Source organism: Coprococcus sp. AM14-16 (assembly GCF_003434675.1).
Classification (GTDB): Bacteria; Bacillota; Clostridia; order Lachnospirales; family Lachnospiraceae; genus Coprococcus; species Coprococcus aceti.
The window spans coordinates 729231-741324 of sequence record NZ_QTLL01000001.1; the positions used below are offsets into that span (position 1 = coordinate 729231).

Sequence of the window (12094 nt, forward strand, 5' to 3'; positions counted from 1 at the left end):
TATAAAATCCAACAATATTGTTGAAAAAATGAATATTTGTTAATATAATTACAAGTGGAGTTTCTATATGCAAAGGATAATATTATAGAGAGAACTAATACTGAAAAGGAGAACTATACAATGACAAAGGATCAGATTGAATCTAAAACCTTTAAAAAAGGACTTTTTGGATATAATAAGGATGAGGTTAACAGCTTCCTGCGCTCAGTTGCAGAAGATTATGCAGAACTTGAGACAAAGTATGCAGCTCTTGAGTCAGAGAACGAAGTGTCAAAGAAGAACCTTATGGAGAACAGCGTAAAGATTTATGAGCTTGAGAAGCAGCTCGAGCAGGCTGCTCCTGGTTCCAAGAAGGAAGCCAACGCAGCAAATGCTGAGGCTAACAAGATAATAAACGACGCTAAGAAGAAGGCTAACGAGGTTATCGCAAATGCAAAGGCTGAGCTTGCCAAGCTCAAGGAAGAGATGGAGACACTCAAGAGCGGATCAAGTGCAAAGGTTGCTGAGGCTGCAGATAAGGTTGAAGCTGCAGTTGAGGCGGATCCTATAACAAAGCTTAAGATGAAGTCGCAGGGCGGAGATGCACCTCAGAAGCTTAAGATGACACCAAAGGCTGCTCCAGAGGCAGAGCCAAAGCCGGCAGCATTCACAGGTAAGAGTGCTCAGGCTGCTCAGGAGGAAGAGGAAGAAGAGCTTATCATCGGAGAAGTTGAAGAGGGCGTTAAGCGTAATCAGGTACTTATCGGCGATGGCGATGAGGATGCAGATTTCGAGTTCTTATAAGATTGGGTGTTTATATGACGTATAAAGAATGCGTGGAGTGTATTGACGGCGTTCTCAGTTCTTTGGAATTGGCGGATATTGGTGATTGTTGTCTTCAGTTCAATGTTATCGGCAATGATAGTGGGGTGTTCTACATAGATATAAGGGATCATGTTGCCAGATTAACAGAGGATTCGGACAGGGAGTATAAGGTTAAATATGTATTTACAGTTCCAGTTCTTTCGAGACTTTTGAGAAGAGTTGTCGATCCGATGTATGCGTATACTACAAGTAAATATAAGATGATGGGAGATGTGTCTTTGGGAAGATGCATCCTCGTCAAACTCTGCGAGGCTTCGGCCTGACAGATAAATAAATAAAACCGGTGGTATCATGATAGATCCGCCGGTTTTCTTTTGTTGTATAAGCACAGCACGTGTAATTGTATAAGCGCGCAGGCTTAAAATGTATTTTTTACAGAAGATCAGCAACTTCTTTGAGAAGTCTCTCTGTCTTATCCCATCCAAGACAAGGATCTGTGATAGACTTACCATAGCATCCACCATCTACTGGCTGGTTGCCATCCTCAATATAACTCTCAACCATAACACCCTTTACAAGATTCTTGATCTCAGAATCGTAATTCCTGCTGTGGATTATCTCTTTGACAATTCTTGGCTGTTCAATAAATTTCTTGCCAGAATTATTGTGGTTGGCATCAACTATACATGCATGATTTACGAGGTTGAACTTCTTGTATGTGTCAGCAAGGAGCCTGAGATCCTCATAGTGATAATTGGATATAGATTGTCCATGCTTATTCAGTGCACCTCTCAATATGCAATGTGTCAAAGGATTTCCGTCTGTATGTGCCTCCCATCCAGAATAGAGGAATGTGTGGTGATGCTGTCCTGCTATACAGGAATTCATCATAACGTTGTAGTCACCACTTGTAGGATTCTTCATACCTACAGGAACATCCATTCCACTTGCGGTAAGTCTGTGCTGCTGATCCTCAACAGAACGTGCGCCTATGGCAACGTAAGAGAGGATATCATCTACATACTGCCAGTTTTCTGAATAAAGCATCTCATCAGCAGCGGTGAGTCCTGTCTCCCTGATAGCTCTTATATGCATTTTTCTGATGGCGTAAAGGCCCTCGAGCATGTCTGATGCCTTTGTAGGATCAGGCTGATGGAGCATTCCTTTGTAACCATCACCAGTAGTTCTTGGCTTGTTAGTATATATACGTGGAATGACCAGTATCTTATCCTTAACTTCATCTGCAACCTTTGCAAGACGATTCTGATAATCGCAAACAGCATCCTCATTATCTGCTGAACAAGGTCCGATGATAAATATAAATCGGTCATCATCGCCTACGAAAATTTTTCTGATCTCTTCATCTCTTCTGGCTTTGATGGCTTTCAACTCGCTTGAAAGAGGGTATAGTTCCTTGATCTCATCGCCAGTTGGTACTCGTTTAACTAATTTCATACTCATGAAACATGTCCTCCTTTTTTCTAGCCATTGATTATATCAGAAAAACTTTACAAAATAAAGAAAATAATACTATATTGGTGGGATAAAAAGTCATATTGCCGGATAAATGCATAATATAATATATAAACAGAAACTGAAAGAGGAGTTGTATGCTGCATTTTCCGGATAGAAAAAAGATGGGCAGGAAGAAAAATATCAGAAGATTATCTGTTATAACGGTACTCATCTTTATCATATTTGCAAACACAATGAGTACGAATCTTATGGTATATGCAGAGGAACAGACAGAGACTCAGGCGGCAGACCAGACAGAAGTTCTGGAGGTGGAATCTCCAAGCTGTATACTCGTTGAGGCATCCACAGGTCAGGTGTTATTTGAGAAAAACTGTGATGAAGCCATGGCTCCGGCTTCGGTTACAAAGGTTATGACGCTTCTTCTGGCTTTTGAGGCGATAGAGGCCGGACAAATGACTCTTGATGATATTGTAACTGTGAGTGAACATGCTGCGTCCATGGGCGGATCGCAATGTTTCTTTGAGGCAGGAGAAGAACAGACTGTTGAAGATATGATAAAGTGTATTATAATTGCATCCGGAAACGATGCGGCTGTTGCCATGGCGGAAAAGGTTGCCGGAAGCGAAGAAGCGTTTGTGAAAAAGATGAATGAGAGGGCTGCTGAGCTGGGGATGACAAATGCAAGTTTCAAAAATGCGTGTGGCCTGGATGCGGATGGACATAAAATGTCAGCAAGGGATATCTCCATAATGTCCAGAGAACTCATAACAAAATATCCTGCCATCTTTGATTATTCAGGCATATGGATGGATTCGATCATACATAAAACACGAAGGGGCGAGAGTCAGTTTGATCTCGTCAACACAAATAAATTTTTGAATATGTATACAGGAGCAACCGGCCTTAAGACAGGTTTCACAAATACCGCAAAATATTGCATGTCGGCGACTGCTGAGAGGGACGGCATACAGCTTATTGCTGTCATCATGGGAGCTGATACAAAGGATATCAGAAACAAAGACGCCTGCAGGCTGCTTGATTATGGATATTCGATGTGCCAGAAATATACAGATCTGAATATTCTTCAGGAAAAAGAGATTTCCATAGACAATGGCACCGAAAGTTGTGTTACAATTAAGACCGACTCACAATTCACCGGGATCCTGCTTGCGGGAGAACACGCGGAGGATGTGAAGAAGAAACTGGAGATGAGAGATCCTCTGACTGCCCCGGTTGACAGTGGTGAAGAGCTTGGAAAGATGAGCTATTATATTGGCGAGAGGTGCATCGGTTCAGTGCCGATATATGCGGCGGAGAAGGTTGATTCCATGAGTATGAAGTACGCTTTCGTTAAAGTGCTCAAGTTACAATTTACATATTGAGGTTAAATACATGAAGATTTTTTTAGTTGTAGTTATCGTACTATGCATTATAACGCTTGTTAATGTTTTGATAGAGAGTTACCGCGAAAACAGAAGAATCTCGTTTTCAAATTATCAACTGCATGACAGGAGAATAAGAAAAAAAGCCCGGATAGTCATGATATCAGATCTCCACAATGCGGAATTTGGAAAGGACAACGAGAAGCTTATAAGCTGTATAGAAAAGATCAATCCGGATTTCATACTGGTGGCGGGGGATATAATAGTCGGGAAGCCGGGACTTACAGTAGATATAGGTATACATTTCCTGAATGAACTTGGCAAGCGTTTTCCTGTGTATATGGGAAAAGGAAATCATGAGATGCGCGCATCCATATATGAAAAATATGGTGATATGTGGAACAGGTTATATGAAGGAACAAAAGATAACATCACCTGGCTTATAAATGAAAGTGTTCATCTTGATGAATACAATGTCACGATATACGGACTTGACATGAAGACGGAATATTACAGAAGATTCAAAAAGCTCGATATGGATGAAGAGTATCTGCTGAATGAACTTCCACCGATAAGCAGATCCGATTACAATATACTTATAGGACATGATCCCGATTATTTTGAAGAATATTCCAGATGGGGCGCTGATCTTACTGTATCCGGCCATGTACATGGCGGACTTGTGATCCTGCCATTTCTCGGAGGCGTGATATCGCCTATGATCAGACTGTTTCCGAAATACTATAAGGGGTTATATTCCTGCGATGGACATAATATGATAGTCAGTGCAGGACTCGGACTTCACACTATCCGAATCAGAGTTAATAACGAACCGGATCTGGTGACCATCAATTTGTCCAGATAACAGTGCGTTAGCCTATTATATTTAAACATAATTAAGAGTTGAATTATAGCAATATAGCATATAATATTATGTATGTTGGACATAAGTTCGCATGGAATTATGTGCGAAGGGGAAGAGCGTGATTTTATGAACAATAACACAGATGATAACAATATAGATAAAGATAATGTGAACACTGATGCCACTGAAGAGACAGTTGCTGAAGAGACAATATTCGGAGGGACAGAGACCGAACCGGATACTGCGGCATCGGATGCAGCCATTCCCGATGGAGCAGGGATACCGATATTCCCAGATAATGAAGCTTCTGATGAAGCGGACGAACCGGATGACAAGCCTGCAAAAAAGACTCACAGAGCGTTGAAGATCACGGCGGCTATATTTGGAGCGGTGGTCGTATGTACATATATAGTTATATCGATATGGTTCATGTTCCATTACAACTACAAGACATACATCAATGATATAGACTATTCGTTTTACTCACTTGATGATGTCGATGCATACATAGAGAGTTACATACAGGATTATTCCCTCACACTCAAGCTCAGGGGCGGTGAGGAACATGTCATAAAACCAGAAGATATATCGCTTGATATAAAGCCGAATATAACAGCTAAGAAGATCATAAGCGAACAAAATGGTTTTCTCTGGCCTTATTACATGCTAAAGAGAAAAGATTATGACCTTTACTATTCAGCGTCGTATGACAAGGATGCTCTCGAGAAGCTTTTGAAGAGCTATGACAGTCTTGATGAGTCCAAGATGGAGAAACCGGAAGATGCCTATGTTACGATCAAGGATGGAGAATCAACAATTATTCCTGAATCTGAAGGAAATTATCTTGATTTTGACAGATTATGCTGTATAATAGATGAGGCGATTGTTAAAGGTGAATCCGTGCTTGATGTATCGGAAAGTGACGCATATGAGAGTCCTGAGCTCACAGCCGACAGTGAAGAGATAGTAAATGAGCAGAAGGAACTTGCAAAGATCCTTGAGATGACCATTACATATGAGATAAATCAGGTGTCATGGAAGCTTACCAGCAAGGAATATGGCGACTGGATCAGCAACATAAAAGGAAAATGGAAATTCTCAGAAGACAAGGTGCGTGAGTATGTCGAGAATATCGCAAGCAGATACGATACATATGGTGTGCCGAGGAATTTCAGAACCCATAATGGTGATGTCATCACTCTGGCGAATACCTGGTATGGCTGGATGATCGATGTGGATGGTGAGACAGAAGAGCTCATGAAGCTTCTTGAAGCCGGAGAGTCTACAACACATACACCGCCGTTTGACTGCTATGCTGCAGTTTATCACGATGGCGGCGATGATATCGGTGATTCATATATCGAATGTGATTTTGGCCAGCAGCATGTATATGCATATGTAGACGGCAATCTTGTGTGGGATTCCGACTGCGTAACCGGAAGCCTTGCAAACAATGGCAAATACAGAACACCTGAAGGTGTATATACGATCCTGTATAAGAAGACACCTGCTGTGCTTATCGGCGATGACTATGAGACTCCTGTAACATACTGGATGCCATTCATAGGCGAGCTGGGAATCGGATTCCATGATGCATCGTGGAGAAGTTCATTCGGCGGTGATATATACAAGAACAGCGGATCCCATGGATGTGTAAATCTTCCTGTATCCGCGGCAGAACAGTTGTTTAATATAGTATATGACGGAATGCCTGTCATCTGCTATTATTAAAGTGTAATTGGAGACGTACCCAAGAGGTTGAAGGGTCCGCACTCGAAATGCGGTAGGTCGGGCAACCGGCGCGAGGGTTCAAATCCCTCCGTCTCCGTTATAATTTATATAGATCCTGGTCAGGAATAATATCCTGACCTTGTTTTGTATTATGGGGGTGATGATTTGGTAACATACGATCAGTTGACGGAGGCTGCCTCGTATTTGAGACATGCGATAGGAGATGTTCCTGATATAGCCTTTATCCTGGGCAGTGGTCTGGGACATATGGCGGACGTTATTGAGAACCCTGTGTATGTGGATTACGGAGATATTCCACATTTTCCTGTATCTACAGTAGCAGGACACAGAGGCCGCTTCGTATACGGATGTATCCACGGGAAAAAGGCCCTTATCATGCAGGGACGGGTCCATTATTATGAAGGATACGATATGAGCCAGGTTGTCATGCCTGTCCGTGTCATAGGGCTGCTTGGTGTAGATAAACTTCTGCTCACAAATGCTGCAGGCGGAATATCTGAGAAGCTTGAGCCGGGCGATATCATGATGATAAGTGATCACATTTCAACATTTGTACCATCGCCACTCATTTGCAGTTACTACAATAAATTGGGTGTGAGATTTCCCGATATGACACATGTCTACGATGTGGAGCTGAATAGCTATATCAGAGAAGCATTTGCTGAAAATGATATTGATTTCAGGTCGGGTGTATATATTCAGGTCACCGGTCCTCAGTATGAGACTCCTGCAGAGATAAGAATGTTTGCGGTAATGGGGGCAGATGCAGTTGGAATGAGCACTGTATGTGAAGCCATAGCTGCAAGACATATGGGAATGCGTGTCGCAGGTCTTTCCTCAATATGCAACAAAGCTGCAGGCCTTGGCGGAGAGCTTTCGCACGAGGAGATCATTGCGGCGGGCGATGAAGCGTCAGGAAGACTTGTTCGTATCATAGACTCATTTATACAGAAAATATAATTATGGAGATCATATATGGATGTAATATTGTACACTGATGGATCTGCCAGAGGCAATCCAAATGGACCTGGTGGATATGGCGCTGTTCTTCAGTTTATCGATGCAAAGGGACAGCTTCATGAGAGAGAATACAGCCAGGGATATATAAAGACAACAAACAATAGAATGGAGCTTATGGCGGCGATAGTCGGGCTTGAGGCTCTTATAAAGCCATGTAATGTGAAATTGTATTCAGATTCACAGTATCTGTGCAACGCATTTAACCAGCACTGGATAGAGGGCTGGATCAAAAAAGGCTGGAAGCGCGGCAAGAATGAACCGGTCAAAAACCGGGATTTGTGGGAACGTCTGCTTGCAGCAAAAGCACCACACAACGTGGAATTCCTGTGGGTCAAGGGTCATGCCGGCAACCCTGGAAATGAGAGATGTGACATGCTTGCAACAGCAGCCGCAGACGGCGATGGAAAAATAACTGATGAAGGTCTGGATCAGGCCTGAGTACGAGGAGATAAGACATGAAAAAGACAGATTTCAGAAAACTGTTTGATGATAAGATACTTATACTTGATGGAGCCACAGGAACAAATCTTATGAATGCAGGCATGCCTCTTGGCGTGTGCCCCGAGAAATGGATACTTGAACATCCACAGATAATGTTTGACCTCCAGGTTGCATATCTGAACGCCGGCACAGATATTCTGTATGCTCCAACCTTTACATGTAACAGGATAAAACTCAACGAGTATGGGCTTGCCGATGACCTTGAGGACATGAACAGAAGACTTGTAAAATTGTCTAAGGAAGCGGTCAAGGCTGCAGGCCATGGCCTTGTGGCGGGCGATATCACCATGACAGGCGAGATGCTCTATCCTATGGGAAAACTGAAGTTTGAAGAGCTGGTCGACGTGTATAAGGAACAGATAAAGGTCATAGACGAGAGTGGTTGTGACCTGCTTGTGGTCGAGACCATGATGAGCCTCGCTGAGACCAGAGCTGCGGTTATTGCGGCAAATGAAGTGTCAGATCTCCCTATAATCGCCAGCCTTACATTCAACGAGGATGGACGTACCCTGTATGGAACCGATCCTGTGACAGCAGTAAATGTTCTTCAGAATCTTGGAGTGGCAGCTATAGGTGTAAACTGTTCCACAGGCCCTGATAAGATGGTCGAGCTTGTTAGACAGATGAAGAGCATCGCATTTATCCCTGTATTTGCAAAGCCGAACGCCGGAATGCCGGAGCTTGTAAATGATAAAAGCGTATATCGGATGACCCCTGAGGAATTTGCTGAAGATATGAAGATGATAATCGAGGCCGGGGCCGGAATGGTTGGTGGCTGTTGCGGTACAAGACCTGAACACATAAAGGCTCTTGCTGATATGGCTTCCAAGATGCCTGTTCCTGAGATAAGTTCAGAGCATGTCAGATGTATATCATCTGAGCGTTCATCTCTCATAATAGATCTGGATGCTCCGTTTAAGGTTGTTGGAGAGAGAATCAACCCGACTGGAAAGAAGAAGCTTCAGGCTGAGCTCAGGGAGGGATCTCTTGAGCTTGTCATGAATATGGCCGAAGAGCAGGTAGATAAAGGCGCTTCAATACTTGATATCAATGTCGGTATGAATGGTATCGATGAGAGAGATATGATGCTTAAGGTAGTATATCAGGTATCGCAGGCTGTAAACCTTCCGTTATGCCTTGATTCCAGCTCACCAGAGGTACTTGAAGCGGCACTTCGTATCTATCCGGGACGTGCGCTTGTCAATTCAGTATCCCTTGAGAAGGTGAAGATGGAAGAGATACTGCCTCTTGTAAAGAAGTACGGAGCTATGTTTATTCTTCTTCCTCTGTCGGATAAGGGGCTTCCGGAGAGTCCACAGGAGAAGGAGGACATAATCAACACGGTGCTTGGCACTGCGTATGAGATGGGATTTACGAAGAATGATGTGGTTGTGGACGGACTTGTTGCAACGGTCGGTGCCCAGAAGGACGCTGCCATCAACTGCCTGAAAACCATAAACTACTGTTATAACAACGGACTTGCAACCATCTGTGGTCTGTCCAACATTTCATTTGGACTCCCTGAGAGAATGTTTGTAAATACAGCATTCCTCACCATGGCTATCTCTCGTGGACTTACGATGGCTATAGCAAATCCTTCCCAGACCATGCTTATGAATGCTGCATTTGCTTCTGATATGCTGCTTTTCAAGGAGGAGAGCGATGTCCGTTATATTGAGAATGTCAAACCTCTTGAGCTTGCCTCACCGGGAGCGGGTGCATCCGGCGGCAAAGCAGGATCTGATCTGGAAGGAAAAAGTCAGATTTATATAGATGTTCTCAAGGGAAATAAGAGAACCATACTTGACGATGTACATGCTGTGCTTGACAGCGGAGCTGATCCCCAGTCCATCATAGATAACGATCTGATAGGTGCGATAAATGAGGTGGGCAGGCTGTTCGAGAAGAAAAAATATTTCCTGCCACAGCTCATATCAAGTGCTGAGACCATGGAGATGGCGATAGGTGTTATAAGTCCACTTGTTCTGAAGGACAAGGACAGCTCTGATATGCCTACCATAGTCGTGGCGACAGTTGAGGGCGATATACATGATATAGGTAAGAACCTCGTGGTTCTTATGCTCAGAAACTATGGATTTAATGTTATAGATCTCGGCAAGGATGTTCCTTGTGATGTGATAATACAAGCGGCAAAGGATAACAACGCCAGCATAATCGGACTGTCAGCCCTCATGACAACCACCATGGTCAAGATGAAGGATGTTGTTGAAGCTGTGAAGGAGAATGGCCTGGACAGTAAAGTTGTTATAGGCGGTGCAGTTATAACCGAGAGCTACGCCGAGGAGATCGGTGCGGATGGATATTCCGAGGATGCGGCAAACTGCGTGGTTGTAGTCAAGAATCTTCTGGGCATAGAGTAAATATTTGGAAAAATCCGGATATCTCACTATAAGTTTTGGGGTATTTGTAAATACACAACAAAAATTATCAGAAATAACAGATAAAAATAATTACAAAATTCACGTTATAAATTGACATTAAAGTGGTTTATAACTATAATAATTTAGTACATTTTAAAGAGACGAGTTGAAAGGTGGTACATATAGATGGGTAATATTGTTTTGTCACTGCTTGTTGACAACACATCGGGAGTTTTGAGCAGAGTGTCAGGACTGTTCAGTAGAAGAGGTTATAACATTGACAGTGTGACAGTAGGAGAGACTGAGAATCCCGCTTATTCCAGAATGACTGTTGCAGTTAGCGGCGATGAAGCCAGCCTTATCCAGATCAAGAAACAGCTCAACAAGCTTGAGGATGTAGTGGATATAGTGGAGCTTGAGCCTGGCAAGTCTGTATGCAGAGAGCTCGTTCTTGTCAAGGTTAAAGCGAATCCGTCCGAGAGAAAGGATATTATCTCAGTTGCAGATATTTTCAGAGCAAATATAGTTGACGTTTCAAAAGATTCGGTTATTATAGAACTTACGGGAACAACAACCAAGTGTGAGGCGTTCCTCAGACTGCTCGATGGACATGAGATAGTTGAGCTTGTACGCACAGGTCTCACAGGTCTCATCAGAGGTTAATACGTTTTTAATTATCCAAGTGGTAGTTAATATATAAGTCATTTTATACATATTTAGGAGGATTAAAGAAATGGCAGAAGCAAAGATTTATTATCAGCAGGATTGCAATCTTTCATTACTTGATGGAAAGACAATCGCAATCATAGGATATGGTAGTCAGGGTCATGCACATGCCCTCAACGCTAAGGAGTCAGGATGCAATGTCATCATCGGTCTTTACGAGGGAAGCAAGTCATGGGCTAAGGCTGAGGCACAGGGATTTAAGGTATACACAGCCGCTGAGGCTGCAAAGCAGGCTGATATAATTATGATTCTTATCAACGATGAGTTACAGGCAGATATGTACAAGAAGGATATCGAGCCAAACCTTGAGCCAGGTAACATGCTTATGTTCGCTCATGGTTTCAACATTCACTTCGGTTGTATCAAGCCACCAAAGGATGTTGACGTAACAATGATTGCTCCAAAGGCACCTGGACACACAGTACGTTCAGAGTACCAGGCAGGAAAGGGTACACCTTGTCTTGTTGCTGTAGAGCAGGATGCTACAGGTAAGGCACTTGACCTTGCACTTGCATATGCACTTGCAATCGGTGGAGCAAGAGCCGGCGTTCTTGAGACAACATTCAGAACAGAGACAGAGACAGACCTCTTCGGTGAGCAGGCAGTCCTTTGTGGTGGTGTTTGTGCACTTATGCAGGCTGGTTTCGAGACACTTTGCGAGGCTGGTTATGATCCAAGAAACGCATACTTCGAGTGTATCCATGAGATGAAGCTTATCGTAGACCTTATCTACCAGTCAGGATTCGCTGGAATGAGATATTCAATCTCTAACACAGCAGAGTACGGTGACTATATAACAGGTCCTAAGATCGTTACAGCAGAGACAAAGAAGGCTATGAAGCAGATCCTTAAGGACATCCAGGATGGTTCATTTGCTAAGGAGTTCCTCCTTGACATGTCACCAGCAGGACGTCAGGTTCACTTCAAGGCTATGAGAAAGCTTGCTTCAGAGCATCCATCAGAGAAGGTTGGAGAGCAGATCAGAGCACTTTATAGCTGGAACAACGAGTCAGACAAGCTTATCAACAACTAATTTCTGGTTATATATTTAAACGTATACACTTTACCCGGTAATTACTGCATGCAGTGGTTGCCGGGTATTTTTTTTGAGGGCCGTATCCGCACTGGATACAGGCAGCCGCCATGATAACCAGTGCAGCAACACCTCATTTTACTTTGAATGGATT

At 43.2% G+C, this 12094-nt stretch carries 11 protein-coding genes and 1 tRNA gene; 11 read left to right on the forward strand and 1 reads right to left on the reverse strand.

The annotated features are described in order from the left end of the window. Positions 1–120: 120 nt before the first annotated feature. Positions 121–783 (forward strand): DivIVA domain-containing protein, encoded by a 663-nt coding sequence (locus DW159_RS03260; protein WP_117548939.1) that lies wholly within the window; start codon positions 121–123, stop codon positions 781–783. Between the two features lie 14 nt (positions 784–797). Beyond that, entirely contained in the window at positions 798–1127 is a 330-nt protein-coding gene (locus DW159_RS03265; RefSeq protein ID WP_117548940.1) for a hypothetical protein, read from the forward strand. A 109-nt stretch (positions 1128–1236) separates the two neighbouring features. On the opposite strand, the gene DW159_RS03270 is transcribed toward DW159_RS03265, so the two are convergent. Continuing rightward, positions 1237–2265 carry a 3-deoxy-7-phosphoheptulonate synthase gene (locus tag DW159_RS03270; RefSeq protein WP_022216437.1) on the reverse strand — a complete coding sequence of 343 codons (1029 nt, stop codon included), beginning with the start codon at positions 2263–2265 and terminating at the stop codon, positions 1237–1239. Positions 2266–2414: 149 nt separating this feature from the next. On the opposite strand from DW159_RS03270, the gene DW159_RS03275 reads away from it, so the two are divergent. The 9 genes from DW159_RS03275 (at position 2415) to ilvC (ending at position 11940) form a co-directional block, all read left to right on the forward strand. Next, the gene (locus tag DW159_RS03275) at positions 2415–3662 is read left to right on the forward strand and encodes a D-alanyl-D-alanine carboxypeptidase family protein (protein ID WP_117548941.1); all 1248 of its coding nucleotides are present in this window, start codon (positions 2415–2417) and stop codon (positions 3660–3662) included. Positions 3663–3672: 10 nt separating this feature from the next. Further along, positions 3673–4527: a metallophosphoesterase gene (locus DW159_RS03280; RefSeq protein ID WP_242992604.1), complete on the forward strand. Its 855-nt coding sequence runs from the start codon at positions 3673–3675 to the stop codon at positions 4525–4527. Between the two features lie 126 nt (positions 4528–4653). Next, complete coding sequence (locus tag DW159_RS03285; protein ID WP_158547574.1) at positions 4654–6258, forward strand: L,D-transpeptidase family protein; 1605 nt, start codon at positions 4654–4656, stop codon at positions 6256–6258. A 9-nt stretch (positions 6259–6267) separates the two neighbouring features. Beyond that, a tRNA-Ser gene (locus tag DW159_RS03290) sits at positions 6268–6355 on the forward strand. A gap of 68 nt (positions 6356–6423) precedes the next feature. Continuing rightward, complete coding sequence (locus tag DW159_RS03295; protein ID WP_187115848.1) at positions 6424–7239, forward strand: purine-nucleoside phosphorylase; 816 nt, start codon at positions 6424–6426, stop codon at positions 7237–7239. 15 nt (positions 7240–7254) lie between these two features. Continuing rightward, on the forward strand, positions 7255–7737 hold the full coding sequence (gene rnhA / locus DW159_RS03300) for a ribonuclease HI (RefSeq protein ID WP_022216442.1): 483 nt from the start codon (positions 7255–7257) through the stop codon (positions 7735–7737). Positions 7738–7754: 17 nt separating this feature from the next. Beyond that, positions 7755–10181 (forward strand): homocysteine S-methyltransferase family protein, encoded by a 2427-nt coding sequence (locus tag DW159_RS03305; RefSeq protein WP_117548945.1) that lies wholly within the window; start codon positions 7755–7757, stop codon positions 10179–10181. 186 nt (positions 10182–10367) lie between these two features. Continuing rightward, positions 10368–10844, forward strand: coding sequence for an acetolactate synthase small subunit (ilvN, locus tag DW159_RS03310; RefSeq protein ID WP_015534958.1), 477 nt, complete (start codon positions 10368–10370; stop codon positions 10842–10844). Positions 10845–10914: 70 nt separating this feature from the next. Beyond that, on the forward strand, positions 10915–11940 hold the full coding sequence (gene ilvC / locus DW159_RS03315; RefSeq protein ID WP_015534957.1) for a ketol-acid reductoisomerase: 1026 nt from the start codon (positions 10915–10917) through the stop codon (positions 11938–11940). Positions 11941–12094 lie beyond the last annotated feature (154 nt).